This window comes from Marinobacter sp. (genome assembly GCF_040882185.1).
GTDB lineage: Bacteria > Pseudomonadota > Gammaproteobacteria > Pseudomonadales > Oleiphilaceae > Marinobacter.
On the sequence record NZ_JBBEBW010000002.1, the window covers coordinates 492098 to 513787 of the forward strand.

The 21690-nt window shown below is 54.8% G+C and carries 15 protein-coding genes; 10 read left to right on the forward strand and 5 right to left on the reverse strand.

Going from position 1 to position 21690, the window contains the following annotated elements; translation table 11 throughout:
• Positions 1 to 6: 6 nt before the first annotated feature.
• Both WEB64_RS03400 and WEB64_RS03405 read right to left on the reverse strand, forming a co-directional pair.
• Positions 7 to 948 (reverse strand): DUF58 domain-containing protein, encoded by a 942-nt coding sequence (locus WEB64_RS03400; RefSeq protein WP_368061783.1) that lies wholly within the window; start codon positions 946 to 948, stop codon positions 7 to 9.
• 15 nt (positions 949 to 963) lie between these two features.
• A complete protein-coding gene (locus tag WEB64_RS03405) occupies positions 964 to 1926 on the reverse strand; it encodes an AAA family ATPase (protein ID WP_368061782.1) in 963 nt (320 codons plus the stop codon).
• A gap of 223 nt (positions 1927 to 2149) precedes the next feature.
• On the opposite strand from WEB64_RS03405, the gene WEB64_RS03410 reads away from it, so the two are divergent.
• The 4 genes from WEB64_RS03410 (at position 2150) to WEB64_RS03425 (ending at position 10265) form a co-directional block, all read left to right on the forward strand.
• Positions 2150 to 7036, forward strand: a complete 4887-nt coding sequence (locus WEB64_RS03410; RefSeq protein WP_368062252.1) for an NAD-glutamate dehydrogenase — start codon at positions 2150 to 2152, stop codon at positions 7034 to 7036.
• Between the two features lie 120 nt (positions 7037 to 7156).
• The gene (gene can / locus WEB64_RS03415; protein ID WP_368061781.1) at positions 7157 to 7834 is read left to right on the forward strand and encodes a carbonate dehydratase; all 678 of its coding nucleotides are present in this window, start codon (positions 7157 to 7159) and stop codon (positions 7832 to 7834) included.
• Between the two features lie 9 nt (positions 7835 to 7843).
• On the forward strand, positions 7844 to 8869 hold the full coding sequence (locus tag WEB64_RS03420; RefSeq protein WP_368061780.1) for a methyltransferase: 1026 nt from the start codon (positions 7844 to 7846) through the stop codon (positions 8867 to 8869).
• A 250-nt stretch (positions 8870 to 9119) separates the two neighbouring features.
• Positions 9120 to 10265 carry a class I SAM-dependent methyltransferase gene (locus WEB64_RS03425; protein WP_368061779.1) on the forward strand — a complete coding sequence of 382 codons (1146 nt, stop codon included), beginning with the start codon at positions 9120 to 9122 and terminating at the stop codon, positions 10263 to 10265.
• Here the strand turns inward: WEB64_RS03425 and WEB64_RS03430 are convergent.
• Positions 10244 to 10858: a riboflavin synthase subunit alpha gene (locus tag WEB64_RS03430; protein WP_368061778.1), complete on the reverse strand. Its 615-nt coding sequence runs from the start codon at positions 10856 to 10858 to the stop codon at positions 10244 to 10246. The two genes, WEB64_RS03425 and WEB64_RS03430, sit on opposite strands and share 22 nt — an antisense overlap.
• Before the next feature lie 260 nt (positions 10859 to 11118).
• On the opposite strand from WEB64_RS03430, the gene WEB64_RS03435 reads away from it, so the two are divergent.
• The 5 genes from WEB64_RS03435 (at position 11119) to WEB64_RS03455 (ending at position 15432) form a co-directional block, all read left to right on the forward strand.
• On the forward strand, positions 11119 to 11985 hold the full coding sequence (locus WEB64_RS03435; protein WP_368061777.1) for a hypothetical protein: 867 nt from the start codon (positions 11119 to 11121) through the stop codon (positions 11983 to 11985).
• Positions 11986 to 12126: 141 nt separating this feature from the next.
• Positions 12127 to 12798 (forward strand): TetR/AcrR family transcriptional regulator, encoded by a 672-nt coding sequence (locus WEB64_RS03440; RefSeq protein ID WP_368061776.1) that lies wholly within the window; start codon positions 12127 to 12129, stop codon positions 12796 to 12798.
• A 62-nt stretch (positions 12799 to 12860) separates the two neighbouring features.
• Positions 12861 to 13382: a L,D-transpeptidase family protein gene (locus WEB64_RS03445; RefSeq protein WP_368061775.1), complete on the forward strand. Its 522-nt coding sequence runs from the start codon at positions 12861 to 12863 to the stop codon at positions 13380 to 13382.
• Between the two features lie 32 nt (positions 13383 to 13414).
• Positions 13415 to 14662, forward strand: coding sequence for a mechanosensitive ion channel family protein (locus tag WEB64_RS03450; protein ID WP_368061774.1), 1248 nt, complete (start codon positions 13415 to 13417; stop codon positions 14660 to 14662).
• Positions 14662 to 15432 carry an S-methyl-5'-thioinosine phosphorylase gene (locus WEB64_RS03455; RefSeq protein WP_368061773.1) on the forward strand — a complete coding sequence of 257 codons (771 nt, stop codon included), beginning with the start codon at positions 14662 to 14664 and terminating at the stop codon, positions 15430 to 15432. Before WEB64_RS03450 ends, WEB64_RS03455 begins: the two co-directional genes overlap by 1 nt.
• On the opposite strand, the gene WEB64_RS03460 is transcribed toward WEB64_RS03455, so the two are convergent.
• Both WEB64_RS03460 and mfd read right to left on the reverse strand, forming a co-directional pair.
• Positions 15413 to 16234 carry a CsiV family protein gene (locus WEB64_RS03460; RefSeq protein WP_368061772.1) on the reverse strand — a complete coding sequence of 274 codons (822 nt, stop codon included), beginning with the start codon at positions 16232 to 16234 and terminating at the stop codon, positions 15413 to 15415. The genes WEB64_RS03455 and WEB64_RS03460 overlap by 20 nt on opposite strands.
• An 84-nt stretch (positions 16235 to 16318) precedes the next feature.
• A complete protein-coding gene (gene mfd / locus WEB64_RS03465; RefSeq protein WP_368062251.1) occupies positions 16319 to 19810 on the reverse strand; it encodes a transcription-repair coupling factor in 3492 nt (1163 codons plus the stop codon).
• Positions 19811 to 20094: 284 nt separating this feature from the next.
• Here mfd and WEB64_RS03470 point away from each other — a divergent pair, with 284 nt between their 5' ends.
• Positions 20095 to 21552 (forward strand): glyceraldehyde-3-phosphate dehydrogenase, encoded by a 1458-nt coding sequence (locus tag WEB64_RS03470; protein WP_368062250.1) that lies wholly within the window; start codon positions 20095 to 20097, stop codon positions 21550 to 21552.
• The last annotated feature ends 138 nt before the right edge of the window (positions 21553 to 21690 follow it).

Consider the following 21690-nt stretch of genomic DNA (forward strand, 5'->3'; position numbering starts at 1 on the left):
TTCCGGTTACCCGATCCGGCCACGGGGGCCAAGGATCAGTCTTAACGTCTGGGCGGGATCGTCTCCTGTGCTGACGACCTGATCAAGCACTCCTGCCATCCTGAAACATCGCTCAACCGATTGTTCGTGGGCCTTTACCCGGGCCCGGAATGCGTCCTGAAATCGTCGATCCGCGCCATTGAACCAAACCGGGCCCTCGGGCCCCGCTACTGCAAATTGACCGCTGGCGGGTAGCTTTTGTTCCAGTGGATCGATAATTCTCAGAGTGCTGACACTGTTATGGCGACTCAGAGCGCCCAGTAATCTTGAGGTTTCATCGGTCAGGGTCAGAAAATCACTCAGCACGAAGATACGGCTTCCGGTATGGGCAACCCGACGAGCTTCCTGAAGTGCGACATCAAGATTATGGGACCGCTCACTCTGAACGCTCGCCTGGGTGGAAGGCGAGTGCTGAAAGCGGGCGAGGGCATCCAGCAGCTGGAGCACCGCTTTCTTGCGGCGGGCGGGCCGCTGCACTATAAAGCCTTGCTCCGAGAAAACGATACCTCCGACCTGATCACCGGCGGACAGTGCCAGCCAGGCAAGAATGCCTGCCAACTGAGCGCAACGGACCTGCTTGTAGGCCCCCTGGCTGCCGAAGAACAGCGTAGGCCCCAGGTCACAGATCAACAGCACGGGCCGCTCGCGCTCTTCTTCATAGAGCTTGGTGTGTGGGCTCTGGCGCCTGGCGGTGACGCGCCAGTCAATACTTCGGATGTCGTCCCCGGGCTGGTACAGGCGCACCTCGGCGAACGCCATGCCGCGGCCCCGCTGGGGGGATCGCTGTAGACCGACCTGGCGGGTGCGGACCGGTCTGGCACCGGGTAGGCGCAGCGCTCTGGCATCAGCCTGGAGGCGGATTAATCCGGGCAGTCCGATCTGGATCGCGGTGTCATCGGGTTCGATCATGGCGTCAGGTCATCCTCAAGCGGATACCGGCACACAATCAATAAGCCGTTGGATAATCCCATCCGGTGTCATGCCCTCGGCTTCCGCTTCGAATGTCAGCAGTAAGCGATGCCGGAACACGTCAAAGGCAATGGCTCGCACGTCATCAGGACTGACAAAGTCGCGCCCATTCAACCAGGCCAGGGCCCTGGCGCAGCGATCCAGCGCTATGGTGCCCCGGGGGCTGGCGCCAAACGCCATCCAGCGGCCCAGTTCGGGGTCCAGTTTGCTGGCATCGCGGCTGGCTAACACCAACGCGAGTAAATACTCTTCCACCGGCTCTGCCATGAAAATTTCACTGATCGCCTGCCGGGCTTCAAACACCTGCTCCGCAGTCACTTTGACGGCGGCTTCGGGCTGGCCTTGCCGGTAGTCATTCCGGGCCAGGTGAAGGATATCACGCTCTGCGCCGGCGGAAGGGTAGTCGATGGTTACATGCATCAGAAAGCGGTCAAGCTGGGCTTCGGGTAACGGGTAGGTGCCCTCCTGCTCAATCGGGTTCTGGGTCGCCATCACCATGAACAGACGGTCAAGCGGAAAGGTTCGCATGCCAACACTGACTTGTCGCTCCCCCATGGCTTCCAGCAGGGCAGACTGAACTTTGGCCGGTGCGCGGTTGATTTCGTCTGCTAACACCAGGTTATGAAAAATCGGCCCTTTCTGGAAATCGAACTGGCCGGTTTCCGGTCGGTAGATCTCGCTGCCGGTGACGTCAGAGGGTAACAGGTCGGGGGTAAATTGGATTCGATGAAAGTCTCCCTCCAGATGATCGGCAAGGGCTTTGACAGCTGTGGTTTTTGCAAGGCCCGGCGCGCCTTCCACCAGCAGGTGGCCGTCGGCCAGCAGGGCAATCAGCAAACGCTCAACCAATTTTTCCTGACCAATTATCCGTTTCGCTAACTGAGCTTTTAGTTCACCAAACGTATGCTGTAGGGACATTGGTAAATACTGCTCCTGAATGAGATTCTGTTGTAAGTAATTTCCGACCCAGTTTTTGTGTCAGAGGGACAAAAATCAAGGGTTTGACTATGCTTGTCTCAAAGTACCTGCGTATAGCGTGGCCAATGTAACTTGAAGGAAGACTCATAGGGCCTGCGGCGACCGGAATAATATCCCAGCCTGCCTGACTATTACGATTATTTCACAGAGATCGAGGATGACTATGAATGCGCTGACAGTGGCCAGCAAGGACCAGTTTTTTGAGCAGCTGGCGGAAGCATTTGGCCAGAAGATCGAGAAAACCGAAGCCAGGAAAATCAGCGATTTTGCGGTTCAGCATTTTACCCATCTTCCATTGGACGAGCTTTTGAGTCGTCGCTTTTCCGATGTCTATGGTTCTGTACTGGCCGCCTGGCAGTTTATCCAGAAGCGCCGGGCGGATGAGACGCCGGTTTCGGTGTTCAATGCCGACCTGGAGAGTGACGGCTGGCAATCGACTCACTCCGTGATCTTCATTCTCCATCCGGATATACCGTTTCTGATCGATTCGATTCGCATTGCCATTAATCATCTGGAGATCGGTACTCACACCATCTACCACTCCATTCTACCGATTGAGCGGGACCGCTCCGGCAAAATCAAGAAGCTGTATCCTGGTAATAGCAAGTCCTCCAAGGCTTCGCCTGAAGCCTTGATTGTGATGGAAATTGACCGCCACAGCGACAACAAGGATCTGAAACACCTGGAGGAAGTGCTCCAGGAAGTACTTCATGAGGTCCGGATAGCGGTAGCAGATTTCCCCGTTATGAAGGGCAAAGCCGACGATATTGTTAAAGAACTGAATGAGTCCAAGGCTAAAATCGACGAAGAAGATGTTTCCGAAGCGCTCAAGTTCGTGGACTGGCTGCAAGAGAACAACTTTACCTTTCTGGGTTATGACGAATACGATTTTGTGAAAGCCAAACAGGGCATCCTGGTGCGGCGGGTGGCCGGTTCGGAGCTGGGTATTCTCCGGGTCAACAACGAACGGCCTGATAAGGTCCGGCTGGACGAGCTTCCCAAGCGTACACGTCAGGAAATGACGCGCACTGATGAAGTCTTCATTTTTGCAAAGTCCGCTCAGCGGTCTCGGGTCCACCGGCCAGCTTATCCGGATTACATCGCGGTCAAGAAATTCAATGAAAAAGGCGAGGTGGTTGGCGAGCGGCGCTTCCTCGGCCTCTATACAGCCCGGGTTTATCACGAGCGGCCGGATCAGATTCCGTTGTTGCGCAGAAAAGTGCGTGCGGTGCTGGAACGTTCGGGTTTTATTGAAGACGATTATGCCGGTAAGGCCCTGGATCAGATTCTGGCGGTGTATCCCCGGGATGAGCTGTTCCAGATTGACTCGGAAGAACTGTTCCATACCGCCCTGGATATCCTCTACATTCAGGAACGCCGGAAAATTCGTCTCTTCATGCGCGAAGACGTCTATGGCCAGTTCGTGACGTGTCTGGCATTTTTCCCCCGCGACATTTACAACACCGAGCTGCGCTTGAAGGTCGAGCGCGTATTGGTAAGCAAGCTCGCGGCAGAAGATATCGAATTTGTGACGCACTTTTCCGAGTCGGTTCTGGCCCGGGTGCAGTTTACTATTCGCGTGCCTCAGGCCGAGAATCGTCAGCTGCCGGTGGCCGAAATTCAGGAGCAGGTGATCGAGCTGGCCCAATCCTGGCGTGACGGATTGGAAGAGGCTCTGCATGAGAGCTTTGGCGAGGAGCGGGGCAACGATACTCTGCGGTTGTACGAAACCGCATTCCCGGCCAGCTACAAGGAAATATTCTCCCCCCGGCGGGCCGCCATTGATCTGGAACACATCACTGAGGTAGTGCGTACTGATCGGCTCGCCATGAGCTTTTATCGGGCGCTGGAAGAAGATGAAAACACCCTTCACTTCAAGTTATTTCATCAGGATGAGCAGCTGCCTCTGTCAGATGTAATGCCGATTTTCGATAACCTCGGGTTCCGCGTTATTGGCGAGCACCCATTTGAAGTCAAAGACCGAAACGGTAAAGCAGTCTGGATCCACGATTTCTCGCTGCAGGCATCCAGCGGTGAGATTATCGATATTCACCGCATCAAACCGATCTTTGAAGAACTGTTCCAGCGGGTCTGGTACGGCGAGGCGGAAAACGACAGTTTCAACCGGCTTGTGCTGGCCTCTTACCTGAGCTGGAGGCAAATAGCTGTTTTGCGTACTTATGCCAGATATATGCGGCAGATTCGCATTTCCAACAGCCAGACGTTTATCTCCAATACACTGGTGAACCACGTGTCATTCGCGCGTTTGCTGCTCGATTTTTTCGAGGCCCGTTTCAATCCGGCCCGCGCAAGAAGCGAAGGCAAGAGCCGGGCGGCCCAGCAAAAACTTGAAATCGAATTTAATGCCAGCCTGGACGATGTTGATAATCTCAGCGAAGACAGGGTATTGCGGCTTTATCTGGAATTGATGCAGGCAACCCTGCGAACCAACTATTATCAGCCGGATATCAAGGGCGAGGCGAAGCCCTATATCAGTCTCAAGTTTGATCCGGCCAGTATCCCGGAAATGCCGCTTCCCAAACCGATGTTTGAAATATTTGTCTACTCACCGCGGGTGGAAGGTGTGCACTTGCGTGGTGGTCGGGTCGCCAGGGGCGGTCTGAGATGGTCAGATCGTTTCGAAGACTATCGCACGGAGATCCTCGGTCTGGTCAAGGCCCAGCAGGTCAAGAATGCGGTTATTGTTCCGGTTGGGGCAAAGGGCGGTTTCGTGGCCAAGCGGCTGCCTGATGGCTCCGACCGTGAAGCTTTCCAGAAGGAGGGTATTGCCGCTTATAAGACCTTTATCTGCGGCTTGCTGGATATCACCGATAATCTGGTGGAGGGATTGATCAAGCCACCAGAGAGTGTGGTTCGTCACGACGACGATGATCATTATCTGGTAGTGGCGGCCGACAAGGGCACGGCGACTTTCTCCGACATCGCCAACGGGCTATCCGCCGAGTACGGCTTCTGGATGGGGGATGCATTCGCCTCCGGCGGCAGCAACGGGTATGACCACAAAAAGATGGGTATCACCGCGAAAGGTGCTTGGGTGTCGGTGGAGCGGCACTTCCGTGAGTTGGGCATCAACCCGGCCAAGGATGAATTCTCGGTGATTGGCGTCGGCGATATGGCTGGTGACGTCTTCGGTAATGGCTTACTGCGCTCCGACAAAGCGCGCCTGGTGGCGGCGTTCAACCATTTGCACATCTTCATCGACCCGACACCGGACCCGGCCAAAAGCTTTGCTGAAAGGCAGCGGATGTTTGATTTACCGCGTTCTTCATGGTCGGACTACAACAGTGACCTGATCTCTGCTGGTGGTGGCGTTTTCAGCCGCAGTGCCAAGTCAATCCCGGTCAGTGCGGAGATGAAAAAATTATTGGGCATCAAGTCCGACCGAGTGCCTCCGAATATGCTGATTTCCCATATCCTCAAGTCCCAGGCGGACCTGATGTGGTTTGGAGGTATCGGAACCTATGTCAAAGCTTCCAGCGAGTCCCACGGGGATGTCGGGGACAAGGCCAACGACGGCTTGCGTATTGACGGCAAGGATCTGCGCTGCAGGGTGCTCGGGGAAGGGGCGAACCTCGGGATTACCCAGCTCGGTCGCATTGACTACGCGCTGGCTGGTGGGCGCCTGAATACGGACTTCATCGATAACGCTGGCGGGGTTGATTGCTCTGATCACGAAGTCAATATGAAAATTCTGCTTAATCGGGTGGTGGCTTCCGGGGATCTCACTGAAAAGCAGCGCAATATTATGCTGGAGCAAATGACGGACGATGTGTCCGAGCTCGTACTCGAGAACAATTACCGTCAGACCCAGGCCATCAGTATCGCCAGTGTTGATGCCGCTACTCGCATCGAAGAGTACCGGCGCTTGATGAATACCTTTGAAAACGAGGGCAAGCTTAATCGGCAACTGGAATTCCTGCCTGACGAGGAAATATTGGCCGAGCGTAAGCTGAAAAAACAGGGGCTCACACGACCGGAATTGTCCGTCCTGATCTCTTACGTGAAAGGCGATCTGAAACAGGTCCTGATCGCCAGCGACCTGCCTGATGATCCAAGTCTTGCAGGAGAGATTCACAAGGTATTTCCCGAGGCACTGAACAAGAAGTTTGCTGCTGAGTTGAATGACCATCAGTTGCGTCGCGAAATCATTGCTACCCAGGTTGCCAATGACATGGTCAATCACATGGGTATTACCTTTGTGGAACGCCTGTCCCAGTCGACCGGGGCCTCGTCCCCTGCCATTGCCCTGGCGTGGATCATCGCGAGGGAGGTATTCCGGCTGGACGTCTGGTGGGAGAAAATCGAGGCACTTGATTACAAGGTACCGGCGCAACTGCAAATCCAGTTAATGAATGATTTGATGAGGCTGGTACGACGGGCGGTGCGATGGTTGCTGCGGAATCGCCGCAGTGAGCTCAATGTTCAGTCCCATATGGATCGTTTCGTGGACAGTATTGGCCGTATCACCGCCAATCTTCCGGATTATCTTGGCGCTCAGGCTGAGGCCGAGTGGCAGAAGCATTACGACGATATGCGCGAGAAAAACGTGCCTGATGATCTCGCTGCGGTGGTTTCAGGAACCTCGTATCTGTACTCGGCGCTGGGTATCATTGAAGCCCATGAAGCCACGGGAATGCCGCTGAAGACGGTTGCGAACCTTTACTACACTTTGGGTGAGCGGCTGGAACTAAACTGGTTTGCGAATGCCATCGCCAAGCTGACACCCAACTCCCACTGGCAAGCACTGGCACGGGAGAGTTTCCGGGAAGATCTCGATTGGCAACAGCGCGCCTTGACCTCGGGGGTGCTCAAACTCGCAGATAACACAAGCGATGTAGACGCCTGCGTCGAGAGCTGGATGGATCAGTACGAGCCGATGATTCTACGCTGGAAATCAATGTTGTCAGAGCTTCGTGGAGTTCGCGAGCCGGAATACGCCATGTTCTCAGTAGCACTTCGCGAACTTTTGGATCTGGCTCAGAGCACGCTTCATAACCCGTTGATTCTGCCTGAGCCCGTATTGCAGTGATTCGCAACATGAGATGACTGTGCCCGCCCGGAGATCAGGAATCGGGCGGGCGATATTTTTTTCAGGCCGGTATAATACTGTCGGCTTTTCCAGTCTTTTTCTATTTCAGGTATCTGTCCTATGCGAGTACTGAAGCATCTGCTTGAGAAAAATGAAAATTGGGCTGCGGGTATCAAACAGCAGGACCCCGACTTTTTTAAACGTCTTTCCAATCAACAGTCTCCCGAATATCTCTGGATTGGCTGTGCGGATAGCAGGGTGCCAGCCAACCAAATTGTTGATTTGTTGCCGGGGGAATTATTTGTTCACCGGAACGTGGCCAACGTGGTGGTGCACACAGACTTCAATTGCCTGTCGGTTTTGCAGTTTGCGGTCGATGTGCTCAAGGTAAAGCACATTATAGTGGTCGGGCATTATGGCTGTGGCGGTGTTAAAGCCGCCCTCACAAACAGCGGTTTTGGATTGCTCAGCAACTGGCTGCGTCACGTGCAGGATGTGCGCGACAAACATGCCAGTGTGCTGAATGCGCTGCCGTCTGACAGTGATAGGGCTGACCGTTTATGTGAGTTGAATGTGGTTGAACAGGTTGGGCATGTGTGTCAGAACACTATCGTTCAGGAGGCTTGGGCAAGGGGCCAGCCACTCTCAGTGCATGGCTGGGTATACGATGTTGCTGATGGCCTGTTGCGTGATTTCGGCCTGTGTATCACCAGCGAAGCAGAGCGCCAGCCGGTACAGGAAGCTGCGCTCGCCGAATTGATCGCGCGACCAGTGCGAGCTGGCCTGACAAAGGGATAGCGCCAGCGGATGTCCTCATTAAACAACGTTCAGGAGGCTTTACTCCGTAATCGCCACCTCGTACACGGTCGTCTGGCGCTAGTAGGGGTTCGCGATGCGGCCCTGTTAAACCATTGGCCTGCTGGCGGGCTGGCAATAACCGAACATTTTGGCGCTTTTGAGCGGTTGCAGCAGGTCACCGGTTGGGTGAGTGTATTTGGCGCTCCGGCCAAAGGTGAGGTACCGGAGCCTTGCAACACCGCAGTCGTGTTTCTGCCGAAGGCCCGGGAAGAACTGACGTTTCGTTTGAAATTGGCAGCCTCACTGCTAGTCCCGGGAGGGCACTTGCTGCTTATTGGCGAGAAACGGGAGGGTATTGCAGGCGCGGTCAAACAGCTAAAACTTGTAGCGCCGGACTCGGAGAAGGTGGATAGTGCGCGCCATTGTCAGGTCTGGCTGGGTAAACCGGAGCAGCATGATACAGACTTCAGTGAGGCTGCATGGGTTGGCTGGCACACGATTGAAGCTGCGGGCGTTTCCCTGGAAGTTGCTGGTTTGCCCGGTATATTCAGTGATGGACGACTGGATGAGGGAACAGCATTGTTGTTGGCCTCGCTGGATACCGTCGCGCCGAGTGGGCCGGTGCTGGATTTTGCCTGTGGGGCAGGGGTAATCGGCGCCTGGATGCAAAAGCGCTGGGGCGTCGCGGTTGACGGTGTCGATGTGCAGGCCCAGGCGGTAACCTGTGCTGGTCTGACTTATGACCGGGCGAAGTCCTCCGGGAATATTTTGCCGTCTGATGGCCTCGACGCTGTTACGGCTCGCTACCGGACGATTATAACCAATCCGCCTTTTCATTCCGGTGTCGCTACCGACACCTCAATGACCGAAAACTTTCTCAAGCAAGCAGCACGACATTTGAATCCTGGCGGCGAACTGCGTTTGGTCGCCAATGGTTTTTTACCTTATCCGCGTTTAATTAAACAATACATCGGCAATTGCCGGGTGCTGGTTAAAACCCCCCGTTTTTCGGTTTATAGCGCCCATCGTCATTGAGCGGTGCACTGTGTGTAACATCGTCGATAATTTTCTGAATAAAAAAAAGCCCCTGGGGTCAGGGGCAAAGAACGTCATGCTACCAACCTGGCAAGCACAACCTGAAATCAATCCTTGCTGGCAAGGCGAGTTCACGAACCGATTCGCTCAATCGCCGCCATCTGTCACGCACGATAGAGTTAATTTCTAGAATATTCAGCCTAGAATGGCGACATTCTCTGAAAAGCACTGTCTTCACGGGTTTACTGATGTGAAAACGAACGAGCTTGAACTATTCGGAAGGGCCCTGAAACTGGGTCGTCCGGGTGCGCCAGACCGTCAGCTGAAACCCTGGGATTCGGCGGATGAGCAGTTGATTTCGGTCGCCACGTCCGCTGTGCGTGATGGTCAGCGCGTATTGGTGATCGACGACAATTTTGGGGCGCTCACCCTGGCGCTTGGGGAATACAGGCCCGATGTGTTGGCTGACAGTGCTGTTGCGCACGCCGCCATTACCGAGAATGCGGCTGCTAACCAGTTGCCAACGGTCAATCTGTTCAGCTGGCTGAACCCTCCGCAAGGTGAATACGATCTGGCTGTCATGCGCATTCCCCGGCAAGTGGCATACCTGACCTATATTCTGCGCTGGCTCAATTCGGCTTTGAGTCCACAAGGAATCCTGATTGCCGGGGGTATGGTCAAGCATTTGCCTGCTCGAAGTGCAGAGGTATTTAATGGTCTGGTTAATACAGAACAGGTATATCCAGCCAGGAAAAAATCACGAATAGTGAGTTGTCGACCGGGTAGTTGCGGCCTTGAAGGTTGGCCTGACCTTTGGCGCGGCTACACGTTGCCGGACTGTGACCTTGTCGTTGAGTCGTTGCCAGCGGTCTTCGCCCGGGATCGCCTTGATATCGGCACCCGCCTGCTGTTGTCCCATGTCTCTGAGCATGTCGCTGAACTTCCCGAGGGTGCCCGGGTACTCGATCTCGCTTGCGGTAACGGTGTTCTTGGTTTTGCGGCGCTGGAAACAAAGCCTGGCGTCGACCTGACCTTTACCGATGTGTCGAGTCAGGCGGCTGCCAGCGTGGCCCGAATAATTGCAGAAAATTCGTTTGGTCATAATACGCAGCTGCATTTTACTGACGGCATTCCAGCGGAGGCCGGGCTTTTTGACCTGATCCTGTTCAATCCGCCGTTCCACGAGGGTGGCGTTGTTGGTGATCATATTGCGTTGCGGCTATTTGGCCAGGCCAGCCGGCACCTGAAGCCGGGAGGTAAGCTGCTGATAGTCGGCAACCGGCATTTGGGTTACCACCGCAGCCTGCGGCGCTTCTTTCCGGTGGTTACCCAACTGGATGCGAACCCGAAATTCGTGGTGTTAATGGCCGCGTTTCAGGCTTTTCGCTGGTCGTAACCCATACGGGCCAGCGTATCGACAATGGTTTGAGTCTGACTGTCGATTTCGATATTAATCCGGTCGCCGACCTGGACATCGGAGAACGTGGTAGCCCGCAGGGTTTCTGGAATCAGGTAGATGTTAAAGGTGTCATCAGTGACTTCGCCGATAGTCAGACTGGCGCCGTTGATGGCGATATAGCCTTTGGGGAAGATGTACCGCATCCAGGGCAAAGGCACTCGTAAGTAAAGCACGCAGTTATTTTCCGGCAGCTCAATCGCCTCCACAGTCGCTGTGGTATGAATGTGGCCGGATAAAAGGTGCCCACCGATCTCGTCTCCAATGCGGGCGGCCCGCTCGAAATTAATCGCGCTGCCGGTCTGAAGGTCGCCCAATGTCGTTAGTCGCAGAGTTTCTTGCATCGCATCGAAGCTCAGACAATCGTTAGTCTGGCCGGTTACCGTCAGGCAGGTGCCATTGAGTGCTACCGAGGCACCAATTGTAATATTGTCCAGGTGTTCTGGCGGAAATCTCACGTGAAAGGTGGTCAGGCCCGGGCGGGCTTCCAGCGACTCGACGTGTGCTATGCCCTGGACGATGCCTGTAAACATGCTTACTCCTCGGTTGATGATGTGCTACCAAAGCTTTTTGATCCGAACTGAGTCGTAGTGATTTTAAAGCGACCAAAACGATCAAAAGTGATCTGACGGCAATTCGACGGCTCAAGAATAACCCTCGCACCTGCAGGTGCCAAGTTGGTCGATAGATTGAGTTCAAGAAAAACTGTTAACGGGCGATACACTACCTAATAGTGGGCGCCAAATTTGATCATTTTTGGTTTCCGGGATACGACACGCACTTGGACCAAAACATGGCGCAAGGCAACGACAGCCAAACCAGCCAAACCCTTACCTCGGAAAGAGAGCCCCAACTGCGTCCTGGGCGGCGGGCCGATCCGGCTCCGCTAGCCGAAATTTCCGGTGCATTGCCTTCGACCGATACCCATGAAGTCATTGACGAGTCGGAAAATGAGAGTCGGGCGGCCGATCTCGACTCTGATAGTGTAGAGCCAATAACGGATGTTCTCTCCGAGAAAGTTATGGCTGAGACCCGTCAGCGCCATCTACGTCGTCTGCTGAAGCAATGTGAAAGGGTTCTGTTGCTGGACTTCTCAGTGCTCGCGATGCAGGACTGGCCCGATAACTTTACCTTGGTGGAGGCTCGTCGCCGCCGGGACATCTGGTTATTTTGCGCCACCCTGGCCGCACTGGTTTTTTTAAGTGGTATGACCGGATTTGTGCCCGCATGGATTGCAGGGGGCGGTTTTGGCATTTTTGTCTTGATCGTCATCGCGGGTATTCCGACCGTGCGGCGACTTTACGCCTCTCGACCTTCCTATCTGGAGTTGCTGATACGTCGCCAGAGCCTGATGAAAGATGCCCGTAAGCATGTGATGCACCTTGAGGGCGAGGTGGGGCTGTTATGGCAATGTGCCCAGATGGCCGAGTTTAATTCCCCGCTTAAATCCATTCGCTTCAGTGGCCTGGTGCGGTTGTCTGAGCAGCGCGTTCTGGCCCGCTCGCTGGTCAAACGCGAGCATATGCGCCTTTACCTGATTTACCTGCTTGAGGCCGAGAAGGCTTACGATCGTCTGCAGCATGCGTATTTTGAAGGGCACCAAGGTGCGATTGACAGAGGATGGCAATCAGTCGCCGGGGCTTCCGATGTCCGAGATTAAAGCCGAACCTGAGACTTTTTGCGGATTGCACATATTCGGACGCTGCATTTAAATAGGGCATCAGTAAGCATCATTCTTGACATTACTACCGGTCAAACGTATGTTTCAAACAGGTGTTTGGCAACTTGGATGGTAGTTCAGATGGCGCAATCCGATACGGTTGATCGTATTCTCGACGCAGCGGAAGTGTTGTTCGCCGAACGGGGATTTTCCGAGACCTCACTTCGCATGATTACCAGCAAGGCCAGTGTCAATCTGGCGGCAGTGAACTACCACTTTGGCTCCAAAAACGCCCTGATACATGCAGTGTTTGCGCGTTTTCTGACTCCGTTTTCACAAACCCTGGAGCAGGCGTTTGATGATCTTGAGCGGCGCTGCAATGGTAAGCCGCCCACCCTGGACCAGACTCTGCGCGCTTTGACAGAAAGCGCCGTGTGCATGCCCCAGCGAAATGACCGTGGAATTTCTATCTTTATGAGGCTGCTGGGGCTGGCGTACACACAGTCCCAAGGGCATCTGCGCAAGTTTCTGGAGCAGGAATACAGTCACCCGTTCGGTCGTTTTATGCGATTGTTAAAAGAGGCGACGCCGCAGCTTACAGCGGTGGAGCGTTACTGGCGTATTCAGTTCATGCTCGGGGCCACGGCGTTCACGATGTCCAGTAGTGATGCGTTGAGGGATATTCTCCAGAACAAATTGGGTGTTGAGACCACCGTGCAGGAAATTGTTGCTCGTTTGGTGCCTTTCCTGGCGGCCGGTATGCAGGCCACCGACCCAATGCAAGTGGCTGTTAGCAAACCCTCGGTTGCCTGAATTCCGCCGGTCAGTTACGCTCTTGTTCGCACAACACCGGTCACGCAACGAGAGCTGCAGTCATGCTAACCGACGCCGCGTATTTCCCCTGTATTGAAGTAGACCTTGAAGCGCAGACACTGCAATTATTTCAAGCGTCTGAGGCAACGCCTCTTGTTTACCCTGTTTCGTCAGCGCAAAAAGGCCCTGGCGAACGTCAGGATTCCGGCTGTACGCCCCTTGGCAAGCATTATATCCGCGCCTGCATTGGCTCCGGTTTGCCTATGGGTACTGTCTTCGTGGCGCGACGTCCGACCGGTGAGGTTTACTCTGCTGACCTTGCTCGCCGGCACCCCCAACGTGACTGGATATTGACCCGCGTGCTCTGGTTGTGTGGCCGGGAGACTGGGCGTAATCGGGGTGACGGTGTCGACAGCTTCCGCCGTTTTATCTACATCCACGGGACCCCGGATACCGAACCCATGGGGGAGCCAAGATCACATGGTTGCATCCGCATGCGAAACACGGATGTGCTCGATCTGTTCGACCGAGTGACTACCGGTGTGCCGGTGAATATCGTTGCCAGCCGCTTCGACGCCGCCTGACCCGCCAGTCTAATTAAGATCTGAGGACGCCAATGAACGACCAATTACCGGCATTGCTGACAGAGTGGATTTCTAACTGGAGCGTTTTGTCAGAGGGCATGCGAGCTGGTATCGGTATCTTTGCCCTGGTGCTGATGACGGCGTTAGTCGCGTTCATTGCGAGCAGGGTGATTTTCCGGCTGGAGAAAAAATGCCGGGGCACCACCAACCTCTGGGACGATGCCTTTCTGCACGCGGTGCGTAAACCTGCCATTGCGTTTGTCTGGCTTCAGGGCGTGTTCTGGGCTGCCGAAATTGCATACGGGTATTCCGAAGCGGAAGTGTTCTCCTACAATAACAAGGTGCTTGAGTTTGGTTTCATCTGGCTGATGGTATGGACCCTGCTGGGCGTGGTCAAAGAGGCCGAAAAGATCCTGGCGTCGCCGGTCAAGATGAAAAAGCCGATGGACTACACTACGGTTAACGCCATCAGCAAGCTTATTCGGGCTGTGGTGCTGGTTACTGCGGCGCTGATCGCGATGCAATCCCTTGGCTACAGTATTTCCGGTTTGCTCGCTCTGGGTGGTATGGGCGGTATAGCCATCGGTTTTGCCGCCAAGGATCTACTCGCCAACTTTTTCGGCGGTTTTGTGATTCACATGGACCGGCCTTTCAAGGTAGGAGATTGGGTTCGCTCACCGGACCGGAACATCGAGGGTACTGTCGAGCAAATTGGCTGGCGGATTACGACCGTGCGAACCTTTGACAAACGGCCACTGTACATACCGAACTCAATCTTCACCAATGTTGCTGTCGAGAATCCTTCTCGGATGACCAATCGCCGGATATCAGAGACCATTGGTATCCGGTATGCCGATGTCAGTCAGATGGCAACCATTGTGGATGATATCCGTGAAATGCTGGAATCTCATGAGGACATTGATACCGATCAGACTCTGATCGTCAACTTCCTCAGTTTCAATACGTCATCGTTGGACATCATGGTTTACACCTTTACCAAAACCACAAACTGGGTCGAGTTTCATAAAGTGAAACAGGATGTACTGCTCAAGATCAGTGACATCATAGAAGGCTTTGATGCAGAGGTGGCCTTCCCGACCCGGACTCTGCATTTACCCGATGGTGTGCGGGTAGCATCGAAGAACGCAGGCCGGGCAGGTACAGAAGGCGATCAGTCCGAAGACCAGGAGGAGGCGCGAGCTGCCCCTGAAGAGACTCCATCTGTAACGGATTCGTCAGCGTCCGTTCACAGTGAACACGGTGCCGGAGAGGCAGATTAATGGCTATTGAAACCTCATCAAAAGGTAGGCTCGTTGGTATTATCGGCGGTACTGGGCTGACTACCCTGGCAGGGCTGGAAATCAACGACGAGAAGGTTATTGAGACGCCCTGGGGTATGCCTTCAGCGCCGCTGGTGCTCGGGAGCCTTCAGGGTCAACCGGTGGTGTTTCTGGCCAGGCACGGACATCCACACAGCATCCCGCCCCACCAGGTCAATTATCGGGCAAATATGTGGGCGCTCCAGCAAGCTGGCGTAAACACTGTTATTGGGGTCAATGCGGTGGGAGGCATCCATCCGGGTATGGTGCCAGCGCATATTGTAATCCCCGATCAGCTTATCGATTACACCTGGGGACGAGGGCATACTTTTTTTGAAGCAGGGGCCGAGGGCGTTACCCACATAGATTTTACTTTTCCCTATACCGACGTGGTCCGTCGCGCGCTTATTGAGGCCGCCAGAGCGCTGGGCCTGGCCCATTCCGATGTTGGCGTCTACGCTGCAACCCAGGGGCCCAGGCTGGAAACCGCTGCAGAAGTCCTGAGACTCGAGCGGGATGGCTGCGATATCGTTGGTATGACCGGTATGCCGGAGGCGGCTTTGGCGGCTGAGCTAAATATGAGCTACGGCTGTCTGGGGCTGGTGGTGAACTGGGCCGCTGGCAAATCTGCCCACATCATCACGATGGCAGAGATTGAGGCGGCCATTGATCAGGGCATGGCCGGAGTTAAAGCAGTTCTTGGCCGGACAGTCAGTTCACTGGCGCACTAGAGCTCTCGTCATTTTCAATCTTTTTAAAGAGGATCAAAACGCCAAGGGTCGGGGAATCCATAAAGTGAATTTCCTCACTGCGCATCCGTCGCGTTTCGCGAATCCAGGTGACCAACTCCTTGCGAGTCTCTTTTGGCATTATATTGGCCGCTACCGCATCGTTTTCCAGCACTCCGCCAACTCGCGGAATACTGCCTAACCCTGTTGTATCTGGGGCGTTAGCGGGAGCAGTGTCTGGCGAGGCGTTGTCGGCCGCCTGATTACCGTTGGCCTGCTGTCCGGGCTGCGCTTGCGTAAGATCCTCAGGGTCAGGCTGCCAATGGTTCAGCTCTGCAGACACGTGAAGAAAGCGCACCCGTTCAATTTGGATGGTGCCTTCAATTTCCCGATGGCCGGCTTCTTCAAGCCAGTCGCCGACTTCAATTCGCATAGGCTCGCCCTGGTAATCCGGCGGGAAGGATTCATACCAACCGGCGCTTGCCAAGACACGGTAACGACCGCTTTGCTCCAGGCGTTGAGCAGCATTATTCAGGGACAGCTGGCTTCTGGGTACCAGTTTCAGGTCACTCCGGCGTTGGCCGTCCTGACCAACCACCCAGAGCTGCATTTCAGCGTCTGCAACCGGCGGGTGGCGGCTTGCCATCTGCTCTTCAATCGAATCGTTGGCAGTCTTGCGTTCGAGTAGCACGATTTCCGCCCGATAGGCGTTATTGTCTTGTGCAAAGGCCGGAGCCGAGATCAACAAGACGGCCAGAAGGGCGCTGAGGATCTGACTGGGGTTCAGTAAGCCGAAGAATCGCAAAGGTGTTCTCCAAATATAAGGCGCCCTGTGTGCTGGAAGCCAGCAACGCTATGGCGGTATTTTCGATATACGCGGGCTGGCATGTCAGTTTGGCGCCAGTTGCCCCAGCATGTTTGCAACGCCGTCGAGTTTACCATCGGTAGACGTATCCTTCAGCCGGAACCTGAAGCTGTTTGCACCCTCAAGTCGATATTGATCTGGTGCTTGTTGCACTTTTTTAACCAGTATCAGCGGGTCTACCGGTGTGGCGCTGCCGAATTCCAGCCGTGCCCACTCTTTCCCGGCGTCTATTTTCGTGATGCCGAGACTTTCTGCCTGCAACCGCAGTTCGGCCTGGCGCATCATATTCTTGGCTGGCACTGGCAACAGCCCAAAGCGATCAATCATTTCTACCTGAAGTTCTTTTAATGCGTCTTTGGAGTCGACACTCGCAATGCGTTTGTAGAGCATCAGGCGGTTATGGACATCGGGCAGATAATCATCAGGGATGAGCGCAGGAATACGCAGGTTGATTTCGGTGCCATGACTTAGCGGCAGTTCAGCGTTCGGCGTTCTGCCCTCGCGGATGGCGGCCACGGCCTCATCCAGCAACTGCATATAGAGTGTAAAGCCAATGCTTTCAATCTGCCCGCTTTGCTCCTCGCCCAGCAGTTCCCCCGCGCCTCGTATTTCCAAATCATGGGTGGCCAGCATAAAGCCGGCTCCTAAGTCCTGGGCCTCTGAAATTGCCTCTAGACGCTTTTTGGCATCGGAGGTAATCGTTTTCGGTGGCGGGGTAAGCAGGTAAGCGTAGGCCTGATGGTGGGAACGCCCGACTCGGCCACGGAGCTGATGCAACTGTGCCAGGCCAAATTTGTCCGCGCGCTCAATGATGATCGTATTGGCGCTGGGAATGTCGATGCCGGTTTCGATGATGGTGGTACAGACCAGCACGTTGAAGCGTTTGTGGTAGAAGTCCGACATGATCTGTTCCAGTTCGCGCTCCCGCATCTGGCCATGGGCGACCCCGATTCGGGCCTCTGGAATGAGTCGGCGAAGATCTTCGGCGGTTTTCTGTATCGTGTTCACCTCGTTGTGTAGAAAATACACCTGCCCGCCCCGGAGAATCTCCCGGAGGATGGCCTCTTTCACCATGGGCTCTTCCCGCTGTCGTACAAATGTCTTGACGGACAATCGACGGGCTGGGGGAGTGGCAATGATCGACAGATCCCGCAGATGCCCCATCGCCATATTCAGGGTTCTCGGAATCGGTGTTGCCGTTAAGGTGAGCAGGTCCACTTCAGCTCGCAAGGCCTTGAATTTTTCTTTCTGCTGAACCCCGAAGCGATGCTCTTCATCGATAATAACAAGTCCGAGATTCTTGAACGAAACATCACCTTGAATCAGCTTGTGGGTGCCGATCACAATATCCGCCTTGCCTTCGTGGATGCGTCCCAGTGCTGTTTTCGTCTGAGCGGGGCTACGGAAACGACTTAATAGTTCCACCGTGACCGCGGTGTCTGAAAAGCGGTCCCGGAAAGACTCATAGTGCTGTTGAGCCAACAATGTGGTGGGTACCAGAACGGCAACCTGTTTACCAGAAAAGGTAGCAATAAAGGCTGCTCGCATGGCGACCTCGGTCTTGCCAAACCCGACATCGCCACAAACCAGGCGGTCCATTGGGCGCTCGCCGATCATATCGTCGATGACGGCTTCGATGGCTGCTTGCTGGTCGGGGGTTTCCTCGAACGGGAAGCCCGCGGCAAAGGCTCGATAGGCTTCCTCCGGATTGTCGAATTGAAAGCCCTCACGGGCATCACGGCGGGCGTAGACATCCAGTAGCTCGGCGGCGGTATCGCGAATTTTCTCCAGCGCTTTCTGTTTTGATTGACTCCAGCGCTCAGTGCCAAGCTTATGTAGTGGGGCATGTTCCGTGTCGCTGCCGGCATAACGGGAAATCAGATGCAGGCTGGAGACTGGAACGTACAGTTTCGAGCCGCTGGCGTATTCGAGCATCAGAAATTCGGCAGCCTCGCCCTCGACGGTAATGGTCTCAAGGCCGCGATAGCGCCCGACGCCGTGATCAATATGCACAACCGGGGCACCGAGGCGCAGTTCTGACAGGTCCCGGTAACCGGAATCATTCAGTTCAGTCGGTTTGTCCCGGCGGCGGCGCTGCAGAACCCGCTCCCCGAATAGCGCGGTCTCGGTGATCAGCGCGAGACTGTGTTCGGTAAGCAGCAGCCCTTCCTCCATAGGTGCGATAGTGATTCCGAGTGCACAGTCCGGGGTATCCCGGAAGGCCTGCCAATCGTCAACCGTCCGGACCTGGAGCCGATTTTCCTGCAGGCTTTCGATCAGGGCCTCACGACGGCCGGAAGATTCGGCGCATATCAGCACCCGTCCGGTGAATTGACTGATAAAGCTGCGCAGGCGGCCCGCAGGATCGCTTGCTCGGCCATCCATGGAGACATCTGGTAGAGCAGCCACCTTGCACGGAATCTCTCGTGCGCCAGCCGCATCCGGGGCCTGTTTGCAGGGCGTCACCCGGGGAAAATGCTTCAGAAGACCGAAAAGCTCTTCTTTTAAGAGAAACAGCTGGCCGGGCGCGAGAATCGGTCTGAAGCGGTCATGGCGCCGATCCTCGTAGCGGTTAGCAGTGTCAGCCTGGAACTGATCAATTGCGGTGTCGAGCTCTGGCTCAGTAAACAGCTGGGTCTCGCCGGGTAGGTAGTCGAACAGGGTCGCTGTATGGTCAAAGAACAGCGGCAGGTAGTATTCCACCCCGGGAGGTGTGATGCCATGGGAGACATCCTGATAGATCGGCGCGTCTTTGTCTGCATTCGGGAAGTGCTCGAACCAGCGATTGCGAAAGCCGGAGCGGGCTTCCTTATGCCAGGGAAATTCATTGGCGGGTAGCAGTTCAATCCGTTCTATGCGGTCAATGGAGCGTTGGGTTTCCGGATCAAAGGTACGCAGGGTCTCGATTTCGTCATCGAACAGATCAATTCGGTAAGGCATTGAAGCGCCCATGGGGAAAATATCCAGTATCGCACCCCGGACAGCATACTCCCCGTGTTCGTAGACATTGTCCGCATGGCGGTAGCCGGCGGACTCAAGCTGCAGGCGCCAGCTGTCAATATTCAGGGTCTGACCTATTTCCAGCAACAAAGTGTTGCCTTGCAGGTAATCTACCGGTGGTAGTCTGTGCATCAGTGTGCGGGCTGGCACCACCAGCACACCGTGCGTCGTTCTCGGCAATCGATGCAGGGTGCGTATTCGTCTTGAGCTGATGTCCTGGTGGGGCGAAAACATGTCGTAGGGGAGAGTTTCCCAGTCCGGCAACGAAAGCAGTTCGAGGCCATCGGGTGTGATCGCTGGTTGATCCTCATCAAACGAGAGCCCCAGAAAGAATCGCATGGCCTGTTCAAGCCGAATGGCTTCATCGGTACTGCGAGTGATAACCAGCGTGAGCCCCTGATGCTGGCGGGCGCTCTCACAGATGACCAGTGCCTCGCTGCTGCCGTACAGATTGCTCCAGATGCGATGATCCGCTGCCTTGGCCGGAAATGGCGGCGCCAGCAGCACAGGCTGCATGGGGCTCGCCGGGATGGCGCGGGCGTCTTTCTGGGCAGCACTCGTCAGATTGCCCTTGGTATTACCTTTGATATTACCTTTAAGAGTGTCTTGAGGCATGGGCGGCAATGAGCTCCTGGACCGGCATTCGGGTGGCTGGGGTTGAAATCAGGTTGCTCATTCTAGCGACCGAATGTGGCCGTGTCATGGCGGGCGCTTAATTTGCGATTGTGGGCATTAAATTGGATAATACGCGCCCAATTTCGAGTGCTAACTGCAGAGGTCTAAGCGTGAGTCACGAACAGATGAATGAGCACCTGTCCGACTGGACGGAAAGAGAATCCACCGCGGAAGCCATGATTCCCCTGATCGGTCGCCTGTACCGTAAGAACAATGTAGTTACCTCAATATACGGTCGCGCTGTGATCAACCAGTCGGTTATCGGCATTTTGCGCTCGCACCGGTTTGTCAGGCAAGTAGAGGAGAGCGAGTTGTCGGTACACGATACCCTGCCGCTTCTGGAAGCCATGGATAAGCTTGAGTTGGGTCGTGCCCATGTGGACATCGGCAAGCTTGCGGTCAAATATGTCAACGGTGGTCGTCAGGGAAGCATTGAGGATTTTCTGAAATCCGAGATCGGAGACATTGTGGGTCAGTATGGCGCACAGTCGGTGGAAAACGCTGAAAACGCCACCAAAGATATCGTGCTTTACGGCTTTGGCCGTATCGGGCGTTTGCTGGCTCGCATCCTGATTGAAAAAGCGGGCGGCGGTAACAATTTGCGCTTGCGCGCTATCGTGGTGCGTCAGGGCGGCGCCGAGAATGACCTCGAAAAGCGGGCGAGTCTGCTGCGTCGGGATTCGGTACACGGCGCGTTCAATGGCACTATTACGATCGATGAGCAAGACTCCGCGCTTATTGTGAATGGCAATTACATCAAAGTGATCTACTCTGATGGCCCGGATAAGGTGGACTACACCAGCTATGGTATTAACAACGCCATCGTCATCGATAACACCGGTATCTGGCGTGATGAAGACGGTCTGGGGCTGCACCTGAAGTCAAAGGGTGTCAGCCGGGTTATGTTGACCGCCCCGGGCAAGGGTAATATCAAGAATATCGTCCATGGTATCAACAATGACTGGATTACCGACGATGACCGTATTTTGTCTGCTGCCTCTTGTACCACCAACGCTATAACTCCGGTTCTGAAAGCAATTTATGATGAGTACGGGATTGAAGATGGCCATGTCGAGACGGTTCACTCCTACACCAACGACCAGAACCTGATCGATAACTACCATAAGGGCAGCCGTCGTGGTCGCAGCGCACCGCTTAATATGGTTATTACCGAAACCGGAGCTGCTAAAGCGGTCGCCAAAGCGTTGCCGGAGCTCAAAGGCAAACTGACGGGCAACGCAATCAGGGTGCCCACGCCTAACGTATCCATGGCAATCCTCAATCTGAATGTAAAAAAAGAGGTTACGGTTGAGGCGGTTAATGAGTATCTGCGTGAAATGGCGCTGCACTCGGAATTGCAGAAGCAGATTGATTTCGTCAATTCGCCGGAAGTGGTTTCGACCGATTTTGTCGGCTCCCGGCATGCCGGTATCGTTGATGCGCAGGCTACCATTGCGAGCGGTCATCGACTGATTCTGTATGTCTGGTACGACAACGAGGCAGGCTACAGCGCTCAGGTCATTCGTGTGGTCAATCAGATGGCTGGCGTCAACTATCCGGTATTTCCTCCCCGCGCGCGTTGATCCGACGGTTAATCACACCACAGTGATGACTTCGACCCCCGATGGCTCCAAGCTGTTGGGGGTTTTCTTTTTCCATGAAATTCCCTGCAGTCCCTGCTTTCAGTTCGTTACGTTCAGGTACAAACTATGGGTGGTTCT

Excerpts from the sequence above, each read along its gene's own strand:
- WEB64_RS03400 (WP_368061783.1), bottom strand. The coding sequence starts at position 948 with ATGATCGAACCCGATGACACCGCGATCCAGATCGGACTGCCCGGATTA.
- WEB64_RS03405 (WP_368061782.1), bottom strand. The coding sequence starts at position 1,926 with ATGTCCCTACAGCATACGTTTGGTGAACTAAAAGCTCAGTTAGCGAAA.
- WEB64_RS03410 (WP_368062252.1), top strand. The coding sequence starts at position 2,150 with ATGAATGCGCTGACAGTGGCCAGCAAGGACCAGTTTTTTGAGCAGCTG.
- can (WP_368061781.1), top strand. The coding sequence starts at position 7,157 with ATGCGAGTACTGAAGCATCTGCTTGAGAAAAATGAAAATTGGGCTGCG.
- WEB64_RS03420 (WP_368061780.1), top strand. The coding sequence starts at position 7,844 with ATGTCCTCATTAAACAACGTTCAGGAGGCTTTACTCCGTAATCGCCAC.
- WEB64_RS03430 (WP_368061778.1), bottom strand. The coding sequence starts at position 10,858 with ATGTTTACAGGCATCGTCCAGGGCATAGCACACGTCGAGTCGCTGGAA.
- WEB64_RS03435 (WP_368061777.1), top strand. The coding sequence starts at position 11,119 with ATGGCGCAAGGCAACGACAGCCAAACCAGCCAAACCCTTACCTCGGAA.
- WEB64_RS03440 (WP_368061776.1), top strand. The coding sequence starts at position 12,127 with ATGGCGCAATCCGATACGGTTGATCGTATTCTCGACGCAGCGGAAGTG.
- WEB64_RS03445 (WP_368061775.1), top strand. The coding sequence starts at position 12,861 with ATGCTAACCGACGCCGCGTATTTCCCCTGTATTGAAGTAGACCTTGAA.
- WEB64_RS03450 (WP_368061774.1), top strand. The coding sequence starts at position 13,415 with ATGAACGACCAATTACCGGCATTGCTGACAGAGTGGATTTCTAACTGG.
- WEB64_RS03455 (WP_368061773.1), top strand. The coding sequence starts at position 14,662 with ATGGCTATTGAAACCTCATCAAAAGGTAGGCTCGTTGGTATTATCGGC.
- mfd (WP_368062251.1), bottom strand. The coding sequence starts at position 19,810 with ATGCAGCCTGTGCTGCTGGCGCCGCCATTTCCGGCCAAGGCAGCGGAT.
- WEB64_RS03470 (WP_368062250.1), top strand. The coding sequence starts at position 20,095 with ATGAATGAGCACCTGTCCGACTGGACGGAAAGAGAATCCACCGCGGAA.